Origin of the sequence: Caulobacter sp. 17J65-9 (assembly GCF_010975005.1) — a bacterium.
In the GTDB taxonomy this organism is placed as follows: domain Bacteria; phylum Pseudomonadota; class Alphaproteobacteria; order Caulobacterales; family Caulobacteraceae; genus 17J80-11.
In genome coordinates this window covers 1-24,413 of record NZ_JAAIVC010000044.1, presented here as the reverse complement: position 1 = coordinate 24,413, position 24,413 = coordinate 1, and the positions used below count along the sequence as shown (strand labels likewise).

Here is a 24,413-nt window from a genome sequence, read left to right as displayed (position 1 = left end):
GGCGCCGGCCGCCGCGCCCGCGTCTGCGCCCGAGGCCGCGGCTCCAGCCGCGAAACCGGCCGCCGCTCAGGCGCCCGCCCCGACGGCGGCCGCGAACCCCGGCTATAACGCCGCCTCGATCGAGGTGCTGGAAGGCCTGGAGCCGGTGCGCAAGCGCCCGGGCATGTACATCGGCGGCACCGACGAGCGCGCCCTGCACCACCTGTTCGCCGAAGTCCTCGACAACGCGATGGACGAAGCGGTGGCCGGCCACGCCAAGACCATCTGGGTCAGCCTGGACGCCGACGGCGCGCTCACCGTGCGCGACGACGGCCGCGGCATCCCGGTCGACCCGCACCCGAAGTACCCCGGCAAGTCGGCGCTGGAGGTCGTGCTGACCGTGCTGCACTCGGGCGGCAAGTTCTCGGGCAAGGCCTACGAGACCTCCGGCGGCCTGCACGGCGTCGGCGTCTCGGTGGTCAACGCCCTGACCGACCGGCTGGACGTCACCGTCTGGTCCGGCGGCCACGAATGGCGCCAGAGCTATTCCAAGGGCAACGTGCTGACCCCGATCCAGCAGGTCGGGCCGACGCGCAAGAAGGGCACCCAGCTGCGCTTCACGCCCGACCCGGAGATCTTCGGCGAGGGCGCGGCGTTCAAGCCGGCGCGCCTGCACCGCATGGCCCGCTCCAAGGCCTACCTGTTCCGCGGCGTGGAGATCCGCTGGTCGTGCGCGCCCGAGCGCATCACCGACCAGACCCCGGCCGAGGCCACCTTCCACTTCCCCAACGGCCTGGCCGACGCCCTGGCCGAGCGGGTGGGCAAGACCGAGACCGTCACGCCGGAATCCTTCTCCGGCCGCGTGGAGCGCAAGGGCGAGGCCGGCGCGGTCGAGTGGGCCGTGACCTGGAGCCCGGCCGGCTTCGGCGAGCACGACGGCTTCATGCAGTCGTACTGCAACACCGTGCCGACCCCTGAGGGCGGCACGCACGAGGCCGGCTTCCGCGCCGCCCTGACCCGCGGCCTGAAGGCCTACGCCGAACTGACCGGCGAGAAGCGCGGCGGCCTGATCACCGCCGAGGACGTGGTCGCCCAGGCCGGCGCCCTGATCTCGGTGTTCATCCGCAACCCGGAATTCCAGGGCCAGACCAAGGACCGCCTGTCCACGGCCGAAGCCCAGAAGTTGGTCGAGAACGCCCTGCGCGACCCGTTCGACCACTGGCTGACCGAACAGCCCAAGGTGGCGACGCAGCTGCTTCAGTTCGTCGTCGAGCGCGCGGAGGAGCGGCTGAAGCGGCGCAAGGACAAGGAAGTCCAGCGCGCCTCGGCCACCCGCAAGCTGCGCCTGCCCGGCAAGCTGGCCGACTGCTCGCAGAACCACGCCGAGGGCGCGGAGCTGTTCATCGTCGAAGGCGACTCGGCCGGCGGCTCGGCCAAGCAGGCGCGCAACCGCAACACCCAGGCCATCCTGCCGCTCCGCGGCAAGATCCTGAACGTGGCCTCGGCCACCGTCGACAAGCTGCGTCAGAACCAGGAACTGTCGGACCTGACCCTGGCGCTGGGCGCGCAACTCGGCTCGAAGTTCCGGCTCGAGGACCTGCGCTACGAGCGCATCGTCATCATGACCGACGCCGACGTCGACGGCGCCCACATCGCCTCGCTGCTGATCACCTTCTTCTACCGGTCGATGCCGGACATGATCCGCCAGGGCCGCCTGTTCATGGCCCTGCCCCCGCTGTTCCGCATCAGCCACGGCGCGACCACCGCCTACGCCCGCGACGACGCCCACCGCGACGAACTGCTGGCCACCACCTTCAAGGGCAAGAAGCCGGAAATCAGCCGCTTCAAGGGTCTGGGCGAAATGATGCCGGCCCAACTGAAGGAAACCACCATGGATCCGACCAAGCGCACGCTCGCCCGCGTGACGCTGCCGGAGTCCGAGGAGGAGATCGAGGCGCTGGTCGAGACCCTGATGGGCCGCAAGCCCGAGCTGCGCTTCCGCTTCATCCAGGAGAACGCCGCCTTCGCGGCCGAGGACCTGGACGTCTGAGATCGAAGGTCTTCGAGTTGCGCCGCCCCAGCGGCGGCGCTATTCCGCCCTCATGTCAGTATCTGCCGACAAGCCGGTGACCTGGGTGCTCGAGCGGGACGTCTTCTCGACGGCCTGCTTCGACGCCATGGTCGAGCACATTCGCGGACGCGAGCTGCCGCTCAAGATCGTGCGCGTCGTCCCGTTCGCGCACGTGATCGACGGCAAGGCTCCCCAGATCGAAGGTCCCGCCGTCTGCTACGGCTCGATAGGCGTCGCCAAGGTCGCAGCCGACAACGGCTGGCAGCCTGGCGTCTTCACCGATCCGAACACCTTCCACTACGAAGCGTATCGCGACGCCCTCGGCGACTTGATCCTGAACGCCGACGCCGTGCGGCTGCGCATGAGCGAGGTGTCCGCGTTCGTCGCCGAGCGTCGGTGGACGAGCTTCTTCATCAAGCCGAATGACGACGCCAAGGCCTTCGCCGGCGCTGTCATGGAGGCCGATGAGTTTGAGACCTGGGTCAGCCGGATGCGGGAGATCGGCTATCTCGACGAGAACGACATCGACGTCGTCGTGTCGGAGCCCAAGCCCCTCGGCGTCGAATGGCGCGTGATCGTCGTCGACGGCGAGATCGTTGAATCCAGCATCTACAAGCAATGGGGACGAGCGATGGCCGAGAGACATCGCCAGCCCGAAGTCGATGCTGTCGTGCGCGCGGCTCACGCTCGCTTCGTGCCGGCGCCGGTATACGTGATCGACGTGGCCCAAGTCGGCGACGATTACAAAGTCATCGAATACAACACCTTTAACTCCGCGGGCCTTTACGCCTGCGACGTTGGACGAGTGGTCGACGCAGTGACGGCCTACGTGGAAAGAGCCTACGCGACCACACCCGCCTAGCTTCGTGCTGCGATCACTTCGCGCCGCGTTGACTTGCTGGTCTTCATCCCTATGTTCAGGCACCGCGCGACGACGTCCGTCCGCGCCGCCGCTTCGGCGCGCCTGCAAAGGCTAGCCGAACGCCTGATCACCTGAAGTATGACCGAATTTTCTGAACTGGGCCTGTCGTCTACGACGCTGCAGGCCGTCGCCGATACGGGTTACACGACCGCCACGCCGATCCAGGCGCAGGCCATCCCCGTCGCCCTGGCGGGCCGCGACGTGCTCGGCATCGCCCAGACCGGCACCGGCAAGACCGCCGCCTTCACCCTGCCGATGATCGACCGGCTGTCGGCCGGCCGCTCCAAGGCGCGCATGCCGCGCGCCCTGGTGCTGGCCCCGACCCGCGAACTGGCCGACCAGGTCGCGAGCTCTTTCGAAAAGTACGCCAAGGGCACCAAGCTCAGCTGGGCGCTGCTGATCGGCGGCGTCTCCATGGGCGATCAGGTCGCCGCGCTCGACAAGGGCGTGGACGTGCTGATCGCCACCCCGGGCCGCCTGCTGGACCTGTTCGAGCGCGGCAAGATGCTGCTCACCGGCGTGCAGCTGATGGTCGTCGACGAAGCCGACCGCATGCTCGACATGGGCTTCATCCCCGACATCGAGCGCATCTTCAAGCTGACCCCGCCCAGCCGCCAGACGCTGTTCTTCTCGGCCACCATGCCGCCGGAGATCACGCGCCTGACCACGCAGTTCCTCAAGGATCCGACCCGGATCGAGGCCACGCGTCCGGCGACGACCGCCGACACCATCGCCCAGCACATCGCCAACATCCCCTCGGTCGACCCGCGGGCCAAGCGCATGGCGCTGCGGGCCCTGATCGAGCGCTCGGAGATCAAGAACGGCATCGTCTTCTGCAACCGCAAGTCGGAAGTCGACGTCGTCGCCAAGTCGCTGAAGAAGCACGGCTTCGACGCCGCGGCGATTCACGGCGACCTGGACCAGAGCGTGCGCATGAAGACGCTGGCCTCGTTCCGGGCCGGCGAGCTGAAGCTGCTGGTCGCCTCCGACGTCGCCGCGCGCGGCCTGGACATCCCCGACGTCAGCCACGTCTTCAACTACGACGTGCCGCACCACGCCGACGACTACGTCCACCGCATCGGCCGCACCGGCCGAGCCGGGCGTTCGGGCGAGGCGTTCATGATCGTCACCCCGGCCGACGCCAAGTCGCTGGACAAGGTGCTCAAGCTCACCAAGAAGACGCCCGACGAGGTCACGCTCGACCTCGACTGGAGCCAGGCCGGCGGCAGCGGCGGCGACCGTCGTGGTCGCAGCGGCCGTCCCGAGCGCGGCGAGCGTCCGGAACGCGCCGAGCGTGGCGAACGCGGCCGCGGCCGTCGCGCCGAAGCGCGCGAAGAGGCCCCGGAGGCCGAACGCCCCGAACGCCCCGAACGCCCCGAACGCAATGAACCGAAGGCCGACCGTCGCGAGCCGAAGCCCGAGCGCCGCGAGCGCGAGCCGGCCCGCGCCGAGCGCCGCCCGGAGAAGGCCGAAGCCCGTCCGGAGCGTCACGAACGTTCGGAGCGCCAGGAGCGTCAAGAACGCCCCGCGCCCTCCTCGCCGCGTCCGGAGCGTGATCGCGACCGCGAACGCGGCCGCTATCGCGACGATCTGGGCCCCCGCGTGGTCGGCTTCGGCGGCGACGGCGTGCCCGCCTTCCTGCAGCGCGCCGCGCCGGTGAAAAAAGCCACCTAAAGCGTCAACTTAACCTTGGCCTTAACCCTGCGTTTGCGGTCGTCTGCGTAAGTAGTGGCCGTCACAGCGCCGCCAGAAACGCGGCGCCCAGGGGGGACACATGACCGGCCAAGTCGAGGTGGCGCTACGCGGTCCTGACGCTTTTTCTTTGGCGCGCAAGGCGCTGGAGATGATGGAAAGCGCCTGCGTCTGGCCGACTCCGCTCAATTTCGAGCTCTGGCTGCACTATCTGGGCGAGCCTGAAAGCCCGCTGGCGCGCGAGATCACGCGCATGCTGGCGGCCGGCGAACCGTTTACCGACGACGTCAGCGAGACGCTGGCCGCGGAGTTCCTGCCGCGGGCGCGCCTGTCGGACGAGATCCGCGACGCCGGCGCCCAGCTGAGCCGCGAACTGCGCAGCGTCGCCACCGCCATGGCCACCGCCCAGAAGACCCAGGCCGCCTACGGCAAGACCCTGGCCGGGGCCAGCCAGGGCCTGAGCGACGCCCAGGAGCCCCCGGTCCTGCGCAAGCTGGTCGAGGGCCTGGCCGCCGCCACCGACAAGGTCAGCCGCGAGAACTCCCAACTGGAGCGCCGGCTGCACGACTCCACCCGCGAGGTCACCAAGCTGCGCGAGCACCTGGAACAGGTTCGCCGCGACGCCATGACCGACGCCCTGACCAACCTGGCCAACCGCAAGGCCTTCGACGAGCAGTTGGCGCGCGTCTGCGCCGAGGCCGACGAGAAGGGCCAGCCGCTGACCCTGGCGGTCGTCGACATCGACCACTTCAAGCGCTTCAACGACACCTGGGGCCACCAGACCGGCGACCAGGTGCTGCGCTACGTCGCCAGCGTGATCGGCCGCGTGGCCGGCTCGCCGCCGCGCATCGCCGCCCGCTACGGCGGCGAGGAGTTCGGCCTGATCTTCCCGGGCGAGAGCGCCGCCGCCGTGCAAACCGCGCTGGACGTGGTGCGCCAGGAGATCGCCGGCCGCTCGCTGAAGCGTCGCTCGACCAACGAGGACCTGGGCCAGGTCACCGTCTCCGCCGGCCTGGCGCAGATGAAGAAGGGCGAAACCGCCGCCGCCCTGATCGAACGCGCCGACGAGGCCCTCTACGCCTCCAAGCGCGGCGGCCGTAACCGGGTGACCAACGCCGAACGGCCCAAGGACGCGGCCTGACCGTCGAACCGATGAGCTCCGACGTCGCGATCTCGAAGACCCTGTCGTTCTGGCTGCGCCACAAGCCGGAAGCGGCTGGCCTGACGCTCGAGGCGGCTGGCTGGGCCGAGGTGGACGCCGTCCTGGCCGCGCTCCAGGGCGAAGGCCTGCAGGTCGACTGGGAGCGCCTGGTCGAGGTCGTCGAGCGCAACGACAAGCAGCGTTTCGAGCTGTCCTCCGACGCGTCGAAAATCCGCGCCCGCCAGGGGCACTCGGTCGAGATCGTCGGCGACTGGCCGCGCGCCGCCCCGCCGGCGCAGCTCTATCACGGCACGGTCGAGCGCTTCCTCGCGCCGATCCTGGCCGAAGGCCTCAAGGCCGGCCAGCGCCACCACGTCCACCTCTCGCCCGACCTAGAGACCGCGCAGGTGGTCGGCCGCCGCCGCGGCGCGCCGATCGTGCTCGTGGTCGACGCCGAGCGCCTGGCCGCGGACGGCGGCGAATTCTTCCTCACTGGCAACGGCGTATGGCTGATCGCTCACGTGCCGAGCGAATATCTCAGCCGGGCCTGATCCTCATCCGTCCCAGGGCCCCGGCCCGAGGTCGACCTTCACCGGCTTCTTCTTGCCCTTCCCCGCCTTTCCGGCCTTGGCCCGGCGCGCCGCGTCCAGCCCGAGCCCGATCCAGCGGCGAGCCTCGTCCTCGTCGTCCCAGGCGGCGTCAGGCAGGCGCCGGTAGCGCAGGCTCATCGGCTTGCCGTCCTTCTCGCCGTAGACGAACAGTGGGACGCCCGCCTCGACGAAGTCGGCCTCGTTGACGTCGTCAGTCTTCAGCCAGACCGCCTCGTCCGCCACCAGGGCGAAGAACAGATCGCCCGAATAGGCGCCGATCTCGCCGAACATCTTGCGGAACCGCAGGTCCGGCGCGACCGCCAGCAGGTCGCGCGCCCGCTCCCCAAACGCGTCGCTGACGCTCATCCGTGCAGACTCCTGCTAGACAATCGGAAAGAGATTCACCGCCAAGGTCGCCCCGCCGAACGGACAGGTCCCCATGCGCAGCTTCCTCTTCAACCTCGTCTACTGGATCCTGTCGATCCTCTACGCCACCATGGCGGCCTTCGCGGCGCTGGCGCCGGGCCGCAAGGCGACCAGCTGGATCATCCGCCGCTACGTGCGGCGCATGGTGCAGGCCATGCGGATCTTCGCCGGCGTCAAGCTGGACGTGCGCGGCCGCGAGCGGCTCCCCGAGGGCGCCTTCATCATCGCCGCCAAGCACCAGTCCTGGGGCGACGGCTTTTGCGTCTATTCCCAGTTCGACGACCTGGCCTTCGTCACCGGCGACCACCTGGAGCGCTTCCCCCTGCTCTCGGGCGTGCTGAAGAAGCTGGGGGCCATCGTCGTCGACAACTGCGGCGGTCCGGAAGCCCGCAAGGCGCTCAGCGAGAGCGCCGCCCAGGCCAAGGCCGAGAACCGCAAGATCCTGATCTATCCGGAAGGCAACCTGGCCAAGATCGGCGAGCGGTTCCGCTACCGTTCGGGCGTCTGGCACATGTCGAGCGACTTCGACATGCCGGTGGTGCCGCTGGCCACCAACCTCGGCCTGTTCTGGCAGCAGACCAGCGCCAAGAAGAACCCAGGGGTGGCCACCATCGAGTTCCTGGAACCCATCCCCGCCGGCCTGCCCAAGGCCGAGTTCCTCAAGCGCCTGGAAGAGGCGGTCGAGACCCGCACCGCCGAACTGGTGGCCGAGGCGACCGGCAAGCCGGTGCAGATGGCCGTGCTGGTGCCCACGCCCGACGAGGTCGCCCGCGAGGCCAAGCGCGCCGCGGCGGCTGCCGGGTGAGCGCCCCCTCTCCCGGAGGGAGAGGGAGGGGCCCGGCCCGAAGGGCTGGGAGGGTGAGGGATTACGGAGCTGTCCGGACTTGGGGCTGAAGGGGTACGCGGCCGGCCGCGTAACCCCTCACCCTCCCATCGCTGACGCGATGGGCCCCGCCCTCTCCCTCCGGGAGAGGGATTTTACCGGAACTTCTTCAGTCCCTTGGGCGCGGCCTTGCCGGACTGGGCGCGCTTGCCCAGCCAGTCCTTCCAGTCGGGCCACTGGCGGCGGCGCCCGCCGCCGTCGACCCACTCGGGGCCAGCCTCCGCGGCGAAGGTGGTGGCGTCCCTGAAGCCGCCCTCGCGATAGCTCTGCAGCTTCACGCCCTTGCCGCGCGGCATTTCCGGCAGTTCGGCCAGCGGGAAGACCAACGCCTTGCCGTTGTCGCCGAGTACCGCGAGGTGGTCGCCCTCGACCGGCAGGCAGAGCGCCGCGTCGCCGTTCAGCACCTGCTTGCCGGCGCGGCGCGAGGCGATGGCCTCCTCCTCCGGCAGGATGAAGCCGTAGCCGGCCTTCGAGGCCAGGAACAGCTTGCGACCCGGCTTGTGGGCGAACACGGCGACGATCTTCGAGCCTTCCTCGAAGTCGATCATCAGGCGCAGCGGCTCGCCATGGCCGCGGGCCGACGGCAGCTTGTCGATCGGCAGGGTGAAGAAACGGCCGTCCGAGGCGAAGATCAGCAGCTTGTCGACGGTCTCGGCCGGGATCAGCCAGGCGAGCTTGTCGCCTTCCTTGAACTTCAGCTCCGACGGGTCCTCGACCTTGCCCTTGGCCGAGCGGATCCAGCCGCGTTCGGACAGGATCACGGTCACCGGCTCGCGCACGACGAAGGCTTCGACCGAGACGTCGGCCGACACCTGCGGGGCGTCGGCGAAGGTCGTGCGGCGGGCCGACAGCAGCACCTTGCGCACCTCGGCCAGGTCCTTGCCGATGCGCTTCCACTGCTTGGCCGGCGAGCCCAGCAGCGAGTTGATCTCGTCACGCTCGGCGGCGAGCTTCTCGTGCTCGCCCTTGATCTGCATCTCTTCCAGCTTGGCCAGGTTGCGCAGCCGGGTGTCGAGGATGAAGTCGGCCTGGACCTCGGTCAGGCCGAAGGCCTTGATCAGCTCGGCCTTGGGGTGCTCCTCCTCGCGGACGATACGGATCACCTCGTCCAGGTTCAGGAAGGCGATCAGCAGGCCTTCCAGGACGTGCAGGCGCCGCTCGATGCGCTCGAGACGCCAGTTGGACCGGCGGATCAGCACGTCGCGGCGGTGGTCGAGGAAGGCCTGCAGGCAGTCCTTCACCCCCATGACGCGCGGCGTGCCCTTGCCGTCCAGCACGTTCATGTTGATCGGGAAGCGGGTCTCCAGATCGGAAAGCTTGAACAGGCTTTCCATCAGGATTTCAGGTTCGACCGTGCGGTTCTTCGGCTCGAGGATCAGCCGGATCTCTTCGGCCGACTCGTCGCGCACGTCGCCCAGCAGCGGCGCCTTCTTGTTCTCGATCAGGTCGGCCAGCTGCTCGATCAGACGCGACTTCTGAACCTGATACGGGATCTCGGTGACGATGATCCTCCACACGCCGCGGCCCAGGTCTTCCTTCTCCCAGCGCGCGCGCAGGCGCACGCCGCCGCGGCCGGTCTCGTAGGCCTCGTGGATCGCCGCCTTGGTCTCGACCGACACGCCGCCGGTCGGGAAGTCCGGCCCGGGCAGCTTGGTCATGATGTCGGCGGTGGTCGCCTGCGGGTTCTCGAGCAGCAGGTGGCAGGCGTCGATCAGCTCGGCGGCGTTGTGCGGCGGGATCGAGGTGGCCATGCCGACCGCGATGCCGGTGGCGCCGTTGGCCAGCAGGTTGGGGAAGCCGGCCGGCAGAACCACCGGCTCCTCGTCCTGGCCGTCGTAGGTCGGACGGAAGTCGACCGCGTCCTCGTCGATGCCGGCGAGCAGCAGCTGGGCGGCGGGCGTCAGCTTGCACTCGGTGTAGCGCATGGCCGCGGCGCTATCGCCGTCGATGTTGCCGAAGTTGCCCTGGCCGTCGACCAGCGGGTAGCGCTGCGAGAAGTCCTGCGCCAGGCGCACCAGGGCGTCGTAGATCGCCTGGTCGCCGTGCGGGTGATACGAGCCCATCACCTCGCCGACCACCTTGGCGCACTTGCGCGCCGCGGCCTCGGGGTTCAGGCGCATCTCGTGCATGGCGTACATGACGCGCCGGTGCACCGGCTTCATGCCGTCGCGCACGTCCGGCAGGGCCCGGTGCATGATGGTCGACAGCGCGTAGGCCAGGTAGCGGCGCGACAGCGCCTCGCCCATCGGCTCGTCTACGATGCGGCCGCCTTCGTCGTCCGGGTTGAAATGCTTGGTCATGGGGACCGGTACTCGTCATCTCGGGCGCGGAATCACCCGCTCGCCCACTAGTCTATCCGCTGGGCCGCCGGAATGGCGGATCCCGTGCGGTCCACAGAAACTCGATCAGCGCGGGCGCACGCACCCTTCGGGCACGGCGGTAAAGGTCGCGCCGATGCGGTAAGGCGTCTCGATCACGCGAAGGCTGTCGCCGGTTTCACAGGCCATCGAGCGCGGCAGCAGCACCAGACGCTTGTTCCCGGAGTCGAACCGCACCAGGGCCCGGCGGGCGTGCGGTTTCCAGTAGTACCCGGCCTCGACGACCTCGCCGACGATGACCCGCGCCGGTCCGGTCGGACGCCCCGCCACGAGAACCACCACGGCCGCCAGGACCGCCGAGATCGCCAGCACCAGCCAGTTCAGCGGGATCCTGCGGCGAGCGCTCACAGCCGCCCCGCGTCGGTCAGCCGGTCGACCATCCACACCCGCGCCGGCGGCAGCGGCTTGTTCAGGGCGTTGAACACGAACGCCTCCAGGAAATGGCCGGTCAGCTTCAGCCCAGCCCCCACTTCACCGTGACGCAAGCCGGCCTGCGACGCCAGCAGGAACGGCGGCAGGGCCAGCATGCGGTCCTTGTAGGGCTCGCCGGCGGCGCGGCTGACCGCGCGCCCGGTCTTGGGGCTGACATAGACGAGATCGTCGGTCGTGCCGGTGGCGGCGCAGCGGGTCAGGTCCAGGCCGAAGCCCAGTTCGTCGAGCAGGCCGGCCTCGAAGCGCACGAACACCGCCGGCCAGATGTCGGGGACGGCCAGCGCCGAGACCAGCGCGTCGAAGGCGTAGAAGGCGCCCGGATGCGGCTCGCGCTCCGGCAGCGCGCCCTGCGCCACCGCCGCGGCGGCGGCCAGGCCGGCCAGCGCCAGGCTGTCGTCGAACAGGGCCGCGGGCCCCTCCCCCACCGGCTCCAGGGCGGCCGAGCCCATCTGCTCCGACACGCGGGAGCGAAATTGCGCCATCACGCGTGCGCCCGGTTGCAGGAAGGGGCGCATCTTGCGCGACGCGCCGCCGGCCACGTAGGCGACGACGCGCCCGTGCGTCTCGGTCAGCAGGTCGACGATCGCCCCGGTCTCGCCGTGCGCGCGCGCAGACAGCACGAAGGCGTCGTCGGTCCACTCCATCAGATCAGACGTCGTACTCCAGGCCGAACTGGGCGTAGAGGGCGCGGTCGTCCTGCCAGCGCTCGTTGACCTGGACGTGCAGGAACAGGTGCACCGGGCGGTCCAGCAGCTCCTGCAGCTCCTCGCGCGACTTCTGGCCGATCCACTTCAGGGTCTGGCCGTTCTTGCCCAGCACGATCGGGCGCTGGCTGTCGCGCTCGACGTAGATGTTCTGCTCGATGCGGACGGAGCCGTCCTTGCGCTCCTCGAACTTGGTGGTCTCCACCGCCGCCGCGTAGGGCAACTCCTCGTGGACCCGCAGGTACAGCTTCTCGCGGGTGATCTCGGAGGCCAGCACGCGCGAGGGCACGTCGGCGCTCTGGTCCTCGGGGTACAGCCACGGGCCGTCCGGCATCAGCGCCGCCAGCCGGGCGGCGAGGTCGTCCACGCCCGAGCCGTTGGCCGCCGAGATCATGAAGACCTCATCGTAGACTTCGGCTTTGAAAAGCGTGTCGGCCAGCGCCAGCAGGCGGTCGCGCTTGATGCCGTCGATCTTGTTGAGCGCCAGGATGACCTTGCGGCCGGACGCCTTCAGGCCCTCGACGATGCTCTCCACGTCGATGTGGGCGCGCTTGTCGGCCGGGCTGGCGTCCTTGCCGTCCAGCACGGCCAGTTCGGCCTGGGCGTCGACCAGGTGGACCACCGCCTCGGCGTCCTCGGCCCCGCCCCAGGCGGAGCGCACCATGGCCCGGTCCAGCCGGCGGCGCGGCTTGAAGATGCCGGGGGTGTCGACCAGCACGATCTGGGCGTCGCCGACGATGGCCACGCCGCGCACCGGGAAGCGCGTGGTCTGCACCTTCTGGGTGACGATCGACACCTTGGTGCCGACCAGCCGGTTGACCAGGGTGGACTTGCCCGCGTTCGGGGCGCCGATGACGGCGGCGAAACCCGCGCGGGTCTTGGTTTCTTGGTTCACAGCAATCCTTCGCGTTCAAGCATGGCGGTGGCCGCGGCCTTCTCCGCCTCCTGGCGGGAACGCCCTGCGGCCCGCTCAGGCTTCACTCCTTCGACACTCACCTCGACGGTGAAGGTCGGCGCATGGTCGGGACCTTCACGGTTCACGACCTCGTAGGTCGGCAAGGGCCGGCCCTTGCCCTGCGCCCATTCCTGCAGGCGGGACTTCACGTCCTTCACCTTCGGCGCGTCCAGGTGGGCGAACTCGTCGGCCCAGAACGTGCCGAACATGGCGCGCGAGGCCTCCATGCCGCCATCGATATAGACCGCCGCCATCAGCGCCTCGCAGGCGTCGCCCAGGATGGTGTCCTTGTCGCGCCCGCCGGTCTTGGTCTCGCCGGGCGACAGCCGCAGCGCCGGGCCCACGCCCATGCGCCGGGCCGCCCGGGCGCAGGCCTCGCGGTTCACCAGAGCCTGCAGCTTGGGCGACAGCTCGCCTTCCTTGGCCTTGGGATAGGCCTCGATCAGGCGCTCGGCGGCCAGCAGGCCCAGCACCCGGTCGCCCAGGAATTCCAGCCGCTCGTAGTCGATCACCCGGCGCGCGCCCTCGCCCACGCTGGAATGGGTCAGGGCCCGCTCCAGCAGGTCGTGGTCGTTGAATACGTGGCCGAGCTTCTGTTCGAGGTCCGCGACGGCTTTCGCGCGCACACTCATTTCAGCGGCGTGAAGAACCGGCTCGGGCGCACCTTGGTGAACCAGGTCCAGGGCTTGAACAGGGACGCGCCCGGGTGCCACGAGAACAGGATGATCTGGGCCTTGCCGACCAGGTTTTCGGCCGGCACGAAGCCGACGCCGGCGCCGCCGTTGAACCGCGGGTCGACACGGCTGTCGATCGAGTTGTCCCGGTTGTCGCCCATCATGAAGTAGTAGCCCTCGGGCACCACGTACACGTCGGTGTTGTCCAGATCGCCGCCCGGACCGAAGTCCTGGGTGGTGAAGCTCTTGCCTTCCGGGAAGGTCTCGCGGATCTCGGTCGCTTCACGCGGCACGCCGTAGAAGGTGGGCACCTCGATCGGGCCCATCACGTCGTCCTTCACCGGCACGTCGTTGATGTACAGGTGGTTGTCGCGCATCTGGATGCGGTCGCCCGGCAGACCGACCACGCGCTTGATGTAGTCGCTCTTGTTGTCGCTGGGCAGCTTGAACACGACGATGTCGCCACGGGCCGGGCCCTTGCCGGGCGTGCGGCCGTGGAACAGCGGCGGGCTGAACGGGATCGAGTGGCGGCTGTAGCCGTAGTTCCACTTGGACACGATGATGTAGTCGCCCTCGTAGAGGTTCGGCTCCATCGACGCGGACGGGATGGTGTACGGCTGGAAGAACAGGATCCGCAGCACCAGCGCGATCAGCAGCGCGTAGAAGATCGTCTTGGCGATCTCCACGAACTCATCCTTGGCGGATTTGGCGTGGGCGGGCACGTCGTCGGTTTCCTCGACCGGCTCCTCGAAGTCCGCGCCCGCGGACGCTCCGGCGGTCAACGGCTCGGCGGCGGCGGAGGTTTCAGCCGCGGCCGCGGCTTCGGCGGTTTCGCTCGGCTCGGCGGCCTGGGCTCCGCCGGTTTCCACGGTGCTCATCGCTGTTCAGTCCCCGCCCGGGGCCGTCCGCCCCTCTCGGAAAATCGGTAGTCGCTCATTGTGACGCGGGCAAGGCTTCGATGACGACGAAGGCCTGCGCATACGGGTGATCGTCGGTAAGCGACAGGTGGATATACGGGGTCATCCCCGCCGGCGTCAGCGCCTTGAGGCGTTCGGCCGCGCCGCCGGTCAGGGCCAGGGTCGGCTGGCCCGTGGGCAGGTTGACCACGCCCATGTCGCGCCAGTGCACGTAGCTGCGCATGCCGGTGCCCAGCGCCTTGGCGCAGGCCTCCTTGGCGGAGAAGCGCTTGGCGTAGCTGGAGGCGCGGTCCGGCTTGCGCTCGGAGCGGGTCCGCTCGATCTCGGTGAAGCAGCGGTTGGTGAAGCGGTCGCCGAAGCGCGACAGCGTCTCCTCGATCCGTCGGATATCCGTCAGGTCCGCGCCGATGCCCAGGATCACCGGCTCAGGCTCCCGGCCGGGCGGCGTCGATACGCGCGCGCATGGTGCGGATGGCGGTCTCCAGGCCGACGAAGATCGCCTCGCCGATCAGGAAGTGGCCGATGTTCAGCTCCACCACCTGCGGGATGGCCGCCACCGTCTGGGCGGTGTCGTAGTCCAGGCCGTGCCCGGCGTGGACCTCGAGCCCGCGCCGCTCGGCTTCGACGGCGCCGCGCTTCAGGGCTTCCAGCAGCGGGGCCGGATCGCGGCCGTGGATCACCGCCTCGCAGTAGGCGCCGGTGTGGAATTCCACGACCTGGGCGCCGATGGCCTCGGCCACCGCCACCTGCACCGGGTCCGGCTCGATGAACAGCGACACCCGCACGCCGGCGTCGCGCAGGGCGCGGACGACGGGGGCGATGGCGGCGTGGTTGCGGGCGACGTCCAGGCCGCCCTCGGTGGTGCGCTCCTCGCGCCGCTCGGGCACCAGGCAGGCGGCGTGCGGCCGGTGGCGCAGCGCGATGTCGCGCATCTCCGCCGTGACCGCCATTTCGAAGTTCAGCGGCTTGCCGACGCCATGGCACAGCTCCGACAGGGCGCCGATGTCGGCGTCGGAGATGTGCCGGCGGTCCTCGCGCAGGTGCGCGGTGATGCCGTCCGCCCCGGCCTCGATCGCCAACCGGGCCGCGCGCAGCGGCTCCGGGTGCGCCCCGCCCCGGGCGTTCCGGACCGTGGCGACGTGGTCGATGTTGACGCCCAGGCGGACGCGGCCGCTCACTTCGACAGCCTCCGGCTGCCCGGATCCTCGATCGCGATCGCCGCCAGTTCGGGCGGCAGCTGGTCGGCCGGATAGGCCGGCACGTCCAGGGTCGCCAGCGCGATCAGCGGCACGCCGACGTCGGCGCGGCCGCCGGAGCGGTCGACGATGCAGGCCGCCGCGACCACGTCGCCGCCGGCCGCCTTGATCGCGGCGATGCACTCACGCGACGACAGGCCGGTGGTGACGATGTCCTCGACCATCACGACCTTGGCGCCCGGCTCGATCCCGAAGCCGCGACGCAGCTTGAACTCGCCGCCTTCCCGCTCGACGTACATCGACGGGACCTTCAGCCAGCGGGCCGTCTCGTAGCCCGGGATGATGCCGCCGACGGCGGGCGAGATGGCCACGTCGACCGCGCCCACCTGGGCGGTGATCTTCTCGGCCAGAGCCTTGCAGAGCCGAGCGCAGCGGTCGGCGTTCATGAACACCAGGTTCTTCTGCAGGAACACAGGGCTGTGCAGGCCGGAGGACAGCACGAAGTGGCCTTCGCGGAGCGCGCCGGCCGCACGGAATTCGTCGAGAACGTCTTCAGAGGTCATGGGCGGCTCAATAGGACCTGAATGGGTCCGCGTAAACGCCTGTGCGCCCGCCGCGCCCAGTTGACGAACGCCGGTCCGCGAGTCGACCTTCGCCACCCCGAACCCGACGGAGCGCCCATGAAGATCGTCACCAGCCTCAGCTTCCGCGGCCAGTGCCGCGAGGCCTTCGAGTTCTACGCCAAGGTCCTGGGCGGCAAGATCACCGCCGCCTTCCCCTATGGCGAAGGCCCGCCCGACATGCCGGTCGGCCCGCAGTACAAGGACTGGCTCATGCACTGCTGGCTGGAGGTCGGCGACCAGGCCCTGATGGGCGCGGACATGGACACCGACTGGGCCCCGAACATCGACAAGCCGAAGAACGGCTTCGACGTGACGCTGCACACCGAGGACGCGGCGCAGGCGCGCCGCTGGTTCGACGCGCTTTCCGAAGGCGGCAAGGTGGTGATGCCGTTCAACGCCACCTTCTGGTCGCCGGGCTACGGCTCGCTGATCGACCGCTTCGGCGTGCCGTGGATGGTCAACACGACGGGCGCCCCGAACGCCTGAGGCTGAGCCTATCCCTCCCCTTTATGGGGAGGGTGGCCCCGAAGGGGCCGGGTGGGGAGGTGGATCGATGCTTCCCCACCCTGGCCTGCTCCGCAGGCCTGTCCCTCCCCATGAAGGGGAGGGAGAAAGCGCACTACCCCCTCACCCGGTCGACGGTCTCGACCGAGGGGCAGGCCCGCAGGGCGGCGGCGATGGTGGTCAGGTGCTTGGCGTCGACCACCTCGACGTCGAACTCGGCGTCGAAGAAATCCGACTGCCGGTGCGCCATCTTCAGGTTGATGATGTTGGCCCCGGCCTCGCCGATGATGGTGCAGGCCTGGCCCAGCACGCCCGGCGCGTTGCGGATGGTGGCGCGCAGGCGCGCGGCCGCCACGGCGTTGCGCTCGGCTTCCGGCGTCCACTGCAGGTCGCGCCAGAGCTCCTCGCGGTCCTCGAACTCGGCCAGCCGCTCGCAGTCGATGGTGTGCACGGTCAGGCCGGTGTCGGGCTCCATGATGCCGACGATGCGGTCGCCCGGCACCGGGCTGCAGCACGGTGCGAAATGAACGCTGACACCCGGCGTCAGGCCGCCGCCGCGGACGAACAGCCGCCCCGACTTGCCGTCCTCGATGCGGGTGCGCGCGGCCGCGGCCGCCCGCTCGCTGTCCTTCAGGCCGGGGAAGACCGCCTCCAGGACGCGCATGGCCTCGACCCGGCCACGGCCGGCCGCTTCGAACAGCTCCTCCTCGTCCTCGACCATGCACCGCTCGAAGGCGGGGCGCAGCGAGACGTCGGCCATGTTCTTGCCGGCCCGCGCGAAGGCCTGCTCGATGGCGGCGCGGCCCAGCTTCAGGAACTCCTCGCGCTCGGTCTGGCGGATCTGGCGGCGGATGGCCGAGCGGGCCCGGCCGGTGACGGTCAGCGAGCGCCAGTCCGCCGGAATGTCCGGCTTGGCGCCGCGGATGATGTCGACCACGTCGCCGTTGGTCAGCTGGGTGCGCATCGGGCGCAGCTCGCCGTTGACCTTGGCTCCGATGGCGGTGTCGCCGACGTCGGTGTGCACCGCGTAGGCGAAGTCCAGCGGCATGGCCCCGCGCGGCAGGCTGATGATCCGCCCCTTGGGCGTGAACACGAACACCTGGTCCAGGAACATCTCGAGCTTGGCGTGCTCGACGAAGTCCTCCACGTCGCCGCCGCCGTGCTCCAGCACCTGCACGAGGCCGCGCAGGTTCTGCATCGGGTCGCGCCCGCCCTCCTCGGCGGCCGCCTCGGCGTCGAAGCCGTAGCTCTTGTTCTTGTACTTCCAGTGCGCCGCCACGCCCTCTTCGGCGATGCGGTCCATGGTCTCGGTGCGGATCTGCATCTCGATGCGCATGCCGCGCGGGCCGATCACCGTGGTGTGCAGCGAGCGGTAGTTGTTGCGCTTCGGGGTCGAGATGAAGTCCTTGAACCGCTCGGGCACCGAGGGCCAGGCGCGGTGGATGACGCCCAGGGCCCGGTAGCAGTCCTCTTCGTTCTCGACGATCACGCGGAAGGCGTAGATGTCGGACAGCTGGGAGAAGCCCAGCGACTTGCGCTGCAGCTTCCGCCAGATCGAGAACGGGGTCTTCTCGCGACCGAAGACGCGGGCCGAGATGCCGGCCTTCTCCAGCCGGTCGGCGATCGCTTCCGACACCTGGGCGACGGCCGGGCCCTGCTCGTGCTTCAGCACTTCCAGGCGGCGCGCGATCGCCTTGCGGGCGGTCGGGTTCAGGTGCTCGAAGGAGAGCTCTTCCAGCTCGGTGGCGAAGCGGTGACAACCGATCTGGCGGGCCAGCGGCGCGTAGACGTCCAGGGTCTCGCGCGAGATGCGCTCGCGCTTGGCCGGCGACACGTGCTGCAGGGTGCGCATGTTGTGCAGCCGGTCGGCCAGCTTCACCAGCAGGACGCGCACGTCCTTGGAGATGGCCAGGATGAACTTGCGCAGGTTCTCGGCCTGGCGCGTGTGCTCCGACTGCATCTCCAGGCGCGACAGCTTGGTCACGCCCATCACCAGCTCGGCGATCTCGTCGCCGAACATCTCGGCGATGTCGTCGCGCGAGGCCGAGGTGTCCTCGATGACGTCGTGCAGCAGGGCCGTGACGATGGCCGCGGTGTCCAGCCGGTAGTCGGTCAGGATGCCGGCCACCTCGATCGGGTGGGCGAAGTAGGGATCGCCGGAGGCACGGAGCTGCGAGCCGTGCATCTTCATCGCGTAGACGTAGGCGCGGTTGAGCAGCGCCTCGTCGGCGGTCGGGTCGTAGCTGCGGACCCGCTCGATCAGTTCGAACTGACGTAAAAACTTCGGCCGAGGCTTGGCCTCGGCCTTCACAGGCGTACTCACGGGCGTGTCGCTGCCGACAGCGGCGGTGGACGGCTCGGCCGAAACGACGGCGAGCGCGGCTCTGGTACGCGAACCGTCCGCCTGGGCTGTCAGTAGCGCTCCTCCTGACCGCCTTCGCGATCGCTCTGCAGAGCGCGGACCAACTCGGCCTCGCTCATCTGCATGTGCTGCGGCTCGGCCAGCAGCGCCAGGGTTTCAGCTTCTTCCTCGGCCTCGGTGCGCTCGTCGACGCGCTGCAGGGTGCCGATCAGGTTTTCGCGGAGCGATTCCGGCTCGACCTTGTCCTCGGCGATCTCGCGCAGGGCCACGACCGGGTTCTTGTCGTTGTCGCGGTCGAGCAGCAGCGGCGCGCCGGCCGAGATCGAACGCGCCCGGTGGGCGGCCAGCAGCACGAGGCCGAAGCGGTTCGGAACCTTCTCGACGCAGTCTTCGACGGTGACGCGGGCCATTGCTGTCCTCGGATGGGGGCTGGGGAGAGCCCCGGCAGAATTAGGGCTTTGAACCAGCGAATTTAACGGGCGGCTCTCGCAAGTGCAACATGTGGCGTCCGCAGGGCGAATTCAAACCGGCGCGGCGTCCCGCCCCACCGTCGCCGAAACGGCCAGATCCGCCGCCGTCGCGCCGGTTTCCGGATGCGTCCAGCCCGGCGCGATCTGCGCCAACGGGCCCATCACGAACCGCCGGTCGGCGGCGCGCGGATGGGGCAGGACGAGCTCGTCGGTCAGGAGTAGAGTCCGGCCGTGCGCGATCAGGTCCAGATCGAGCGTCCGGGCGGCGTTGGGCTCCCCTCGCCGGCGGCCGAACGCGCCCTCGATCCGGCGCAGCACGGCCAAGACCTGCAAGGGTTTAAGGCCCGTCTCGACAATCGCGACACCATTGAGGTAGGCAGGTCCGGTCGGATCCGGCCAGGCCGCCGACCGCCACCAGGAAGACCGGTCCACGACCGTCAGCCCCTCGGGCGCGAAACGGTCCAGGGCCGCCTCCAGCAGGGCCTCGATCGAAGGCTGGTCGCCTTTCAGATTCGAGCCCAGCGCGACCACCACGGCCTGGTCGAGCGACGTCATACTTCCACCCTGCGGGGACATTTCAAAAAATGACTTTCTATCCCACCGACCGCATCGCGCTCTTCATCGACGGGGCGAACCTATATTCCGCCGCCAAGGCGCTGAATTTCGACATTGATTACAAGAAGCTGCTCGACGAGTTCCGTCGGCGCGGGGTGCTGATCCGGGCCTACTACTACACCGCCATCGCCGAGGGCGACGACTACTCGCCGATCCGGCCGCTGGTCGACTGGCTCGACTACAACGGCTTCACCCTGGTGACCAAGCCCGCGCGCGAGTTCACCGACTCCCAGGGCCGCAAGCGCTGGCGCGGCAACATGGACATGGAGATCGCCGTCGACATGATGGAGCTGGCTGGAGCGGCCGACCATCTGGTGCTTTTCTCCGGAGATGGCGACTTCCGGCGCCTGGTCGAGGCCGTCCAGAGACGCGGGGCGCGCGTGACGGTCGTATCCACCGTGAAATCCCAGCCGCCGATGGCGTCCGACGACCTGCGCCGCCAGGCCGACACCTTCGTCGACCTGGTCGACCTGATGCCGCTGGTCGGCCGGCCGCGCACCCAGGCGCACACGCCGCGCTTCCTGCAGCCCGACGCCGCGCAGACCCCGGCCGAACGCGACGCCCAGGACGAGTTCTGACCTTTCCTGATGCGACTTGCGAACCTGCATGAAGACGGATGGCGCCTCGCCTCAGGAGAGGAGCGCCACGCCGAAACACCCGATACGTTCGAAATTCCGCCGGCTGACGTGCGACACGGCCTGGGCCGAGGTGTCGCCGCCAAGCTCCTGTTCGAGATCGCATTTGAGAACGAAGCTGGCGAACAATGGGAAGAAGTCGAGCGGATGTGGGTGGTCGTTTCGGAGATTGTGCCGGACGGCTACGTCGGACTTCTCGCGAACACGCCGACGTCGATTAAGGGCGGCGGCGACGTCTACCTGACGCACGGCGCCGAGATCCCCTTCCGGCCGGAGCACGTCGTTGCAGTCGATCGACCCGACGACGCGTTCCTTGAAGAAATCTTTTCACAGAGCTTGAGCCGCACATGGCCGAGAAACTAGCGCTGCTCGGCCCGCCCGAGCCCCCGCACGACTGCCCGATCTGCCCGCGCCTGGTCGCCTATCGCGAGGAGAACAAGGCCAAGGAGCCGACCTGGTTCAACGGCGCCGCCCCCTCGTTCGGCGATCCGCAGGCGCGCCTGCTGGTCGTGGGCCTAGCCCCGGGGCGCATGGGCGCCAACCGCACCGGGCGACCGTTCACCGGCGACTTCGCCGGCGTGCTGCTCTACGAGACCCTGATCAAGTTCGGCTTCGCCCGCGGACGCTACGAGGCGCGTCCGGACGACGGCCTCGAGCTGATCGACTGCATGATCACCAACGCGGTGCGCTGCGCCCCGCCGGCCAACAAGCCGCTACCGGCCGAAGAGACCGCCTGCCGCCCGTTCCTGACGGCGCGCATGGCCGCCCTGCCCCGGCTGAAGGCGATCGTCACCCTGGGCGACGTGTCCCGCAAGAACGTGCTGAAGGCCCTGGGGGCCAAGGCGTCGAGCGTCCCGAGCGGGCACGGCGTCGAGGCCGACGTCGGCCCCTACCGGCTGTTCAACAGCTATCACTGCTCGCAGTACAACCAGAACACCCGCGTGCTGACGCCTGAGATGTTCGAGGACGTGTTCCAGGCGGCAAGGGCCTACATCGACGCCTGAGCGCCGGGCCGGCTCAGAGCCTGCGCCAGCCGGCCCGCGCCATGCATTCCTCGAAGGCGCCCTTCTGCGCCGAGGCCGGCGCGCGCTGCGCCTCCTGGCGGCAGGTCGTCTCGGCCTGACCGAACGGCTCGCCCGCGCCGGTCCAGCCCCCCTCGTCGGTCGTCGCGCATGCGCCCAGCAGCGTCAGGCCCGCCAGGCCGCAGGCCAATCCAAGTTTCCGCATCGTCCCCTCCGCCAACGCATCCGAGCATGCCTCGGCGGGGGTCGGCCGTCGACCTCAGGCCAGAAGCGTCAGGGCTGGGCGGGCCGCCAATAGCTGTAGCGATAGGCGGTGACGAAGCCGAGGCGGGCGTAGAGCGCTATGGCGACCGCGTTCGCCTCTTCCACCTGCAGGAACAGGCGTCCGACGCCGCGCTCGCTCGCGGCGGCGACCAGGGTGGCGAGCACCTGCAGGGCCAGCCCCCGGCGTCGCCAGGCCTGCGCCGTGCGCATGCCGTGGATCCCAGCCCAACCGGCGCCGAAGCCCAGCGCGCCGATGGCGACGGTCTCGCCGTCGGCGCGGACCTGGGCGAAGGCGGCGTCGGTCGCGCGCACCAGGGTGGCGGCCCGCCTGGCCCCCTCGACCGGATCGAAGCCCGCGCCCAGGAACACCGCGCGCCAGGCCTCGTCGGGCGTGGCGACGCGTTCGGCCGGCGCGATCACGGCCAGGGTCTCGGCGACCGCGGCGGTGTCGGCGACCATCACGGCGGTCGGCTGTTCGGGCCGCAGGCCGCGCGCGCCCAGCGCGGCTTCCAGGCCCGGCCCGGCGAAGGGCGAGACCCGGAAGGCCGGCGGCAGGCCGGCGTCGGCGTAGAAGGCGAAGGCGCGGTCCAGCTTGTCAGCCAGATGGTCGCGTCCCTCGTCCAGCGGCACGACGCTGTTGACACGTCCGATCGCCCCGTCGTTGGCGGCCAGCAGCCAGCCGTCGTCCTCGACCAGAGCGCGGGGCGGCAGGGCGGCCAGCGTCGCCCGCTCGATGGCTTCGATGTCGGCGGCGGTGATCATGCTGCGTCCTCGACCGGCTCCAGCCATCCCCGATAGCGCGCGATGAGCCCGACGAGCGGATGGCGGATGTCGTCGTCGAACAGGAATCGCCCATCCTCGACGGTCTCGTAGGTCTGAAGCACCGGCGCAAGGCCCAGCGGCAGGGGCACACCGAAGGCCGCCCAGCGCCGGACGCCGATGCGAAGGCGATCGCCCTCGACCTCCATCGCCAGCCACAAGGTGATCGGCCCGAAGCGCTCGACCTTCAGGCCGGCGGCGGGTCCGCACGCCTGGCGGGAGACGAAGCTGCGGCCGCCGAAGGTGCGTCGCCACACCTCGGCGCCGCCTTCGCGCGTGAAGAAAACCCGGACAGGAACGTCGCGGCCGGCGGCCGGAACGCCGATGCAGGCCCCGATCAGCCGGGCCAGGGGGTGCTGCCCCCGCTCGACCTGGGCCACGCCCGCGGCCGCGGTCACGTCGAGCTCGTGCATGCGCCGGACCGCCGGGGGAAGCGCATGCCAGGCCTCGCCCAGCACGCGCCGATAGAGCGGCTGGCCGGCGAGGCCGTCGCTCACCCCTTCTCCCGCATCAGGCGCGCCTTGTCGCGCGCCCAGTCGCGTTCGGCGCTGGCCTCGCGCTTGTCGTGCAGCTTCTTGCCCTTGGCCAGGGCCAGCTCCAGCTTGGCGATGCCCTTCTCGTTCCAGTACAGCCGGATCGGGATGATGGTCCGCCCTTCCCGCTGCACCGCGCCGATCAGCTTGTCGATCTGCTTGCGGTGCAGCAGCAGCCTCCGCGGCCGGCGCGGCTCGTGGTTGAAGCGGTTGGCGTGGCCGTAGGGCGGAATGTCGGCGTTGACGAGCGCGATCTCGCGCCCCTCCACCGCCGCGTAGGACTCGGCGATGTTGGCCCGGCCGGTGCGCAGCGACTTCACCTCGGTCCCGGTCAGGGCCAGGCCCGCCTCGATCGAGTCTTCCAGGAAATAGTCGAAGCGCGCCCGCCGGTTCTCGGCGATCAGCTTCTGCCCGCTTTGTTGCTGGCTCATGGTCAGATTACGCCGGCCTCACGCAACGCCTCGTCGATGGCCGGCTTCACCGCGTCGGCGCAGGGCGCCAGCGGCAGGCGGATGTCCTCCGCGCAAAGGTTCAGCCGGTTGAGAGCGTATTTGGTGGGCGCGGGCGAATTGTCCAGGAACAGCGCCTTGTGCAGCTTGATCAGCCGGTCCTGCCAGCTGCGCGCGGTGTCGTAGTCGCCCCGCGCGGCCGCCTCGTAAAGCGCAACCATGGCTTCGGGCGCGACGTTGGAGGTCACCGAGATCACCCCGTGCCCGCCGTGGGCCAGATAGCCCAGGAAGGTCGGATCATCGCCGGAGATCAGCGAGAAGCTCTCGTCGACGAAGCCGCGCATCAGGCTGGCGCGGCCCAGGTCGCCGGTGGCGTCCTTGATGCCGACCACGTTCGGCAGCGGGGCCAGGCGCGCGACCGTGTCGTTCGACATGTCCACGCCGGTGCGGCCCGGCACGTTGTACAGCACCACCGGCATCTGCACCGCGTCGTTGATCGCGGCGAAGTGGCGATAGAGGCCTTCCTGGCTGGGACGATTGTAGTACGGAGTCACCACCAGGGCCCCGTCGGCGCCGACGGACTTGGCGTGGCGAACCAGTTCGATAACCTTGTTCGTCTCGCTGCCGCCCGCGCCCGCGATCACGCGCGTACGGCCGCCGGCGAGACGGACGCAGAGTTCGACCACCTTCTTGTGCTCGTCGGCCGAGACGGTGGCGCTTTCGCCCGTGGTGCCGACCGGCACGACGCCGTGGACCCCGGCCGCGATCTGCCGCTCCAGCAGACGCGCGAAGGCCTCCTCGTCGACGTGGCCGTCACGAAAAGGTGTGACCAGGGCGGTGATCACGCCCTTGAAGAGGGGTCGGGTCATGGGAGAGACAACCTTGGGACTAGGGCGGCGTCACGCGACGCGCCATAAATTCGACGAGACCCTAGGGGGAGCTTGGTCGACCTGCAACATCCCGTGCTCGCCGGAGGAGACCGCATCTTGATTCCGCTGCTGCAACTGCTTCTCGCCACGGTCTCCGGTCTCGCCGTGGGCGCCGCGCCCGCCGCCCAGGCCCAGACCCCGACGACGCAGCCGGCGGCGCCTTCCGCCTACTCCACGCCCGCGCTCGCGCCGCGCGCGCCGCTGTCCGGCCAGGACGCCGAGCTGCTG

The 24,413-nt window shown here is 69.7% G+C and carries 29 protein-coding genes; 11 read left to right on the top strand and 18 right to left on the bottom strand.

Annotated features, from left to right (window positions below; genetic code table 11):
* The 5 genes from parE to G3573_RS09170 form a co-directional block, all read left to right on the top strand.
* A partial coding sequence (gene parE, locus G3573_RS09190; protein WP_163260789.1) for a DNA topoisomerase IV subunit B occupies window positions 1-2,029 on the top strand: 2,029 nt, incomplete at its 5' end.
* A gap of 76 nt (window positions 2,030-2,105) precedes the next feature.
* Window positions 2,106-2,912 carry an ATP-grasp domain-containing protein gene (locus G3573_RS09185; RefSeq protein ID WP_163260788.1) on the top strand — a complete coding sequence of 269 codons (807 nt, stop codon included), beginning with the start codon at window positions 2,106-2,108 and terminating at the stop codon, window positions 2,910-2,912.
* Between the two features lie 138 nt (window positions 2,913-3,050).
* Window positions 3,051-4,646 carry a DEAD/DEAH box helicase gene (locus G3573_RS09180; RefSeq protein ID WP_163260787.1) on the top strand — a complete coding sequence of 532 codons (1,596 nt, stop codon included), beginning with the start codon at window positions 3,051-3,053 and terminating at the stop codon, window positions 4,644-4,646.
* Between the two features lie 100 nt (window positions 4,647-4,746).
* Complete coding sequence (locus tag G3573_RS09175) at window positions 4,747-5,805, top strand: GGDEF domain-containing protein (protein ID WP_163260786.1); 1,059 nt, start codon at window positions 4,747-4,749, stop codon at window positions 5,803-5,805.
* 11 nt (window positions 5,806-5,816) lie between these two features.
* On the top strand, window positions 5,817-6,356 hold the full coding sequence (locus tag G3573_RS09170) for an RNA 2'-phosphotransferase (protein ID WP_163260785.1): 540 nt from the start codon (window positions 5,817-5,819) through the stop codon (window positions 6,354-6,356).
* Window positions 6,357-6,359: 3 nt separating this feature from the next.
* Here the strand turns inward: G3573_RS09170 and G3573_RS09165 are convergent, their stop codons facing one another.
* Complete coding sequence (locus G3573_RS09165; RefSeq protein ID WP_163260784.1) at window positions 6,360-6,761, bottom strand: TfoX/Sxy family protein; 402 nt, start codon at window positions 6,759-6,761, stop codon at window positions 6,360-6,362.
* Between the two features lie 73 nt (window positions 6,762-6,834).
* On the opposite strand from G3573_RS09165, the gene G3573_RS09160 reads away from it, so the two are divergent.
* Window positions 6,835-7,626: a lysophospholipid acyltransferase family protein gene (locus tag G3573_RS09160; protein WP_163260783.1), complete on the top strand. Its 792-nt coding sequence runs from the start codon at window positions 6,835-6,837 to the stop codon at window positions 7,624-7,626.
* A 173-nt stretch (window positions 7,627-7,799) separates the two neighbouring features.
* Here G3573_RS09160 and parC read toward each other — a convergent pair whose 3' ends face one another.
* From parC to pyrE, 9 genes are all read right to left on the bottom strand, one after another.
* Complete coding sequence (parC, locus tag G3573_RS09155; RefSeq protein WP_163260782.1) at window positions 7,800-10,004, bottom strand: DNA topoisomerase IV subunit A; 2,205 nt, start codon at window positions 10,002-10,004, stop codon at window positions 7,800-7,802.
* Window positions 10,005-10,109: 105 nt separating this feature from the next.
* Window positions 10,110-10,430, bottom strand: a complete 321-nt coding sequence (locus G3573_RS09150; RefSeq protein ID WP_163260781.1) for a hypothetical protein — start codon at window positions 10,428-10,430, stop codon at window positions 10,110-10,112.
* The gene (gene recO / locus G3573_RS09145) at window positions 10,427-11,158 is read right to left on the bottom strand and encodes a DNA repair protein RecO (protein WP_163260780.1); all 732 of its coding nucleotides are present in this window, start codon (window positions 11,156-11,158) and stop codon (window positions 10,427-10,429) included. Before recO ends, G3573_RS09150 begins: the two co-directional genes overlap by 4 nt.
* 4 nt (window positions 11,159-11,162) lie before the next feature.
* Complete coding sequence (gene era, locus G3573_RS09140; protein ID WP_346427361.1) at window positions 11,163-12,113, bottom strand: GTPase Era; 951 nt, start codon at window positions 12,111-12,113, stop codon at window positions 11,163-11,165.
* Window positions 12,110-12,805 carry a ribonuclease III gene (gene rnc, locus G3573_RS09135; protein ID WP_163260779.1) on the bottom strand — a complete coding sequence of 232 codons (696 nt, stop codon included), beginning with the start codon at window positions 12,803-12,805 and terminating at the stop codon, window positions 12,110-12,112. Before rnc ends, era begins: the two co-directional genes overlap by 4 nt.
* Complete coding sequence (gene lepB / locus G3573_RS09130) at window positions 12,802-13,725, bottom strand: signal peptidase I (RefSeq protein WP_163260778.1); 924 nt, start codon at window positions 13,723-13,725, stop codon at window positions 12,802-12,804. The genes rnc and lepB overlap by 4 nt, the downstream gene beginning before the upstream one ends.
* Window positions 13,726-13,780: 55 nt before the next feature.
* Complete coding sequence (acpS, locus tag G3573_RS09125; protein WP_163260777.1) at window positions 13,781-14,185, bottom strand: holo-ACP synthase; 405 nt, start codon at window positions 14,183-14,185, stop codon at window positions 13,781-13,783.
* A 4-nt stretch (window positions 14,186-14,189) separates the two neighbouring features.
* Complete coding sequence (locus G3573_RS09120; RefSeq protein ID WP_163260776.1) at window positions 14,190-14,942, bottom strand: pyridoxine 5'-phosphate synthase; 753 nt, start codon at window positions 14,940-14,942, stop codon at window positions 14,190-14,192.
* Window positions 14,939-15,523 carry an orotate phosphoribosyltransferase gene (gene pyrE / locus G3573_RS09115; RefSeq protein WP_163260775.1) on the bottom strand — a complete coding sequence of 195 codons (585 nt, stop codon included), beginning with the start codon at window positions 15,521-15,523 and terminating at the stop codon, window positions 14,939-14,941. The genes G3573_RS09120 and pyrE overlap by 4 nt, the downstream gene beginning before the upstream one ends.
* A 117-nt stretch (window positions 15,524-15,640) precedes the next feature.
* On the opposite strand from pyrE, the gene G3573_RS09110 reads away from it, so the two are divergent.
* A complete protein-coding gene (locus G3573_RS09110) occupies window positions 15,641-16,069 on the top strand; it encodes a VOC family protein (protein ID WP_163260774.1) in 429 nt (142 codons plus the stop codon).
* Between the two features lie 133 nt (window positions 16,070-16,202).
* Here the strand turns inward: G3573_RS09110 and G3573_RS09105 are convergent, their stop codons facing one another.
* The 3 genes from G3573_RS09105 to folK form a co-directional block, all read right to left on the bottom strand.
* Entirely contained in the window at window positions 16,203-18,410 is a 2,208-nt protein-coding gene (locus G3573_RS09105) for a bifunctional (p)ppGpp synthetase/guanosine-3',5'-bis(diphosphate) 3'-pyrophosphohydrolase (protein ID WP_163260773.1), read from the bottom strand.
* Between the two features lie 89 nt (window positions 18,411-18,499).
* Window positions 18,500-18,859: a DNA-directed RNA polymerase subunit omega gene (rpoZ, locus tag G3573_RS09100; protein WP_163260772.1), complete on the bottom strand. Its 360-nt coding sequence runs from the start codon at window positions 18,857-18,859 to the stop codon at window positions 18,500-18,502.
* A gap of 111 nt (window positions 18,860-18,970) precedes the next feature.
* Window positions 18,971-19,474, bottom strand: a complete 504-nt coding sequence (gene folK / locus G3573_RS09095) for a 2-amino-4-hydroxy-6-hydroxymethyldihydropteridine diphosphokinase (protein ID WP_163260771.1) — start codon at window positions 19,472-19,474, stop codon at window positions 18,971-18,973.
* A 29-nt stretch (window positions 19,475-19,503) separates the two neighbouring features.
* On the opposite strand from folK, the gene G3573_RS09090 reads away from it, so the two are divergent.
* From G3573_RS09090 to G3573_RS09080, 3 genes are read left to right on the top strand one after another with little or no spacing between them, the layout of a single operon-like run.
* Window positions 19,504-20,112: an NYN domain-containing protein gene (locus tag G3573_RS09090; protein WP_163260770.1), complete on the top strand. Its 609-nt coding sequence runs from the start codon at window positions 19,504-19,506 to the stop codon at window positions 20,110-20,112.
* Window positions 20,113-20,121: 9 nt separating this feature from the next.
* Window positions 20,122-20,532, top strand: coding sequence for a hypothetical protein (locus G3573_RS09085; RefSeq protein ID WP_163260769.1), 411 nt, complete (start codon window positions 20,122-20,124; stop codon window positions 20,530-20,532).
* Window positions 20,517-21,173: a uracil-DNA glycosylase gene (locus tag G3573_RS09080; RefSeq protein WP_163260768.1), complete on the top strand. Its 657-nt coding sequence runs from the start codon at window positions 20,517-20,519 to the stop codon at window positions 21,171-21,173. The genes G3573_RS09085 and G3573_RS09080 overlap by 16 nt, the downstream gene beginning before the upstream one ends.
* 13 nt (window positions 21,174-21,186) lie before the next feature.
* Here G3573_RS09080 and G3573_RS09075 read toward each other — a convergent pair whose 3' ends face one another.
* From G3573_RS09075 to dapA, 5 genes are all read right to left on the bottom strand, one after another.
* Entirely contained in the window at window positions 21,187-21,396 is a 210-nt protein-coding gene (locus G3573_RS09075; protein WP_163260767.1) for a hypothetical protein, read from the bottom strand.
* Window positions 21,397-21,464: 68 nt separating this feature from the next.
* Window positions 21,465-22,217, bottom strand: coding sequence for a GNAT family N-acetyltransferase (locus G3573_RS09070; RefSeq protein WP_163260766.1), 753 nt, complete (start codon window positions 22,215-22,217; stop codon window positions 21,465-21,467).
* Window positions 22,214-22,771, bottom strand: a complete 558-nt coding sequence (locus G3573_RS09065; RefSeq protein ID WP_163260765.1) for a DUF4166 domain-containing protein — start codon at window positions 22,769-22,771, stop codon at window positions 22,214-22,216. Before G3573_RS09065 ends, G3573_RS09070 begins: the two co-directional genes overlap by 4 nt.
* Window positions 22,768-23,238, bottom strand: a complete 471-nt coding sequence (gene smpB, locus G3573_RS09060) for an SsrA-binding protein SmpB (protein WP_163260764.1) — start codon at window positions 23,236-23,238, stop codon at window positions 22,768-22,770. The genes G3573_RS09065 and smpB overlap by 4 nt, the downstream gene beginning before the upstream one ends.
* 2 nt (window positions 23,239-23,240) lie before the next feature.
* Window positions 23,241-24,125: a 4-hydroxy-tetrahydrodipicolinate synthase gene (dapA, locus tag G3573_RS09055; RefSeq protein WP_163260763.1), complete on the bottom strand. Its 885-nt coding sequence runs from the start codon at window positions 24,123-24,125 to the stop codon at window positions 23,241-23,243.
* A 72-nt stretch (window positions 24,126-24,197) separates the two neighbouring features.
* Here dapA and G3573_RS09050 point away from each other — a divergent pair.
* Window positions 24,198-24,413 (top strand): hypothetical protein (locus G3573_RS09050; RefSeq protein WP_205598161.1); only part of this gene is annotated, 216 nt, incomplete at its 3' end.

What these genes read in the sequence shown, in the direction of transcription:
- G3573_RS09180 (WP_163260787.1), top strand. Translation starts at nt 3,051, where the DNA reads ATGACCGAATTTTCTGAACTGGGCCTGTCGTCTACGACGCTGCAGGCC.
- G3573_RS09175 (WP_163260786.1), top strand. Translation starts at nt 4,747, where the DNA reads ATGACCGGCCAAGTCGAGGTGGCGCTACGCGGTCCTGACGCTTTTTCT.
- G3573_RS09170 (WP_163260785.1), top strand. Translation starts at nt 5,817, where the DNA reads ATGAGCTCCGACGTCGCGATCTCGAAGACCCTGTCGTTCTGGCTGCGC.
- G3573_RS09165 (WP_163260784.1), bottom strand. Translation starts at nt 6,761, where the DNA reads ATGAGCGTCAGCGACGCGTTTGGGGAGCGGGCGCGCGACCTGCTGGCG.
- G3573_RS09160 (WP_163260783.1), top strand. Translation starts at nt 6,835, where the DNA reads ATGCGCAGCTTCCTCTTCAACCTCGTCTACTGGATCCTGTCGATCCTC.
- parC (WP_163260782.1), bottom strand. Translation starts at nt 10,004, where the DNA reads ATGACCAAGCATTTCAACCCGGACGACGAAGGCGGCCGCATCGTAGAC.
- recO (WP_163260780.1), bottom strand. Translation starts at nt 11,158, where the DNA reads ATGGAGTGGACCGACGACGCCTTCGTGCTGTCTGCGCGCGCGCACGGC.
- rnc (WP_163260779.1), bottom strand. Translation starts at nt 12,805, where the DNA reads ATGAGTGTGCGCGCGAAAGCCGTCGCGGACCTCGAACAGAAGCTCGGC.
- lepB (WP_163260778.1), bottom strand. Translation starts at nt 13,725, where the DNA reads ATGAGCACCGTGGAAACCGGCGGAGCCCAGGCCGCCGAGCCGAGCGAA.
- pyrE (WP_163260775.1), bottom strand. Translation starts at nt 15,523, where the DNA reads ATGACCTCTGAAGACGTTCTCGACGAATTCCGTGCGGCCGGCGCGCTC.
- G3573_RS09110 (WP_163260774.1), top strand. Translation starts at nt 15,641, where the DNA reads ATGAAGATCGTCACCAGCCTCAGCTTCCGCGGCCAGTGCCGCGAGGCC.
- rpoZ (WP_163260772.1), bottom strand. Translation starts at nt 18,859, where the DNA reads ATGGCCCGCGTCACCGTCGAAGACTGCGTCGAGAAGGTTCCGAACCGC.
- folK (WP_163260771.1), bottom strand. Translation starts at nt 19,474, where the DNA reads ATGACGTCGCTCGACCAGGCCGTGGTGGTCGCGCTGGGCTCGAATCTG.
- G3573_RS09090 (WP_163260770.1), top strand. Translation starts at nt 19,504, where the DNA reads ATGACTTTCTATCCCACCGACCGCATCGCGCTCTTCATCGACGGGGCG.
- G3573_RS09085 (WP_163260769.1), top strand. Translation starts at nt 20,122, where the DNA reads ATGCGACTTGCGAACCTGCATGAAGACGGATGGCGCCTCGCCTCAGGA.
- G3573_RS09080 (WP_163260768.1), top strand. Translation starts at nt 20,517, where the DNA reads ATGGCCGAGAAACTAGCGCTGCTCGGCCCGCCCGAGCCCCCGCACGAC.
- G3573_RS09075 (WP_163260767.1), bottom strand. Translation starts at nt 21,396, where the DNA reads ATGCGGAAACTTGGATTGGCCTGCGGCCTGGCGGGCCTGACGCTGCTG.
- G3573_RS09070 (WP_163260766.1), bottom strand. Translation starts at nt 22,217, where the DNA reads ATGATCACCGCCGCCGACATCGAAGCCATCGAGCGGGCGACGCTGGCC.
- smpB (WP_163260764.1), bottom strand. Translation starts at nt 23,238, where the DNA reads ATGAGCCAGCAACAAAGCGGGCAGAAGCTGATCGCCGAGAACCGGCGG.
- dapA (WP_163260763.1), bottom strand. Translation starts at nt 24,125, where the DNA reads ATGACCCGACCCCTCTTCAAGGGCGTGATCACCGCCCTGGTCACACCT.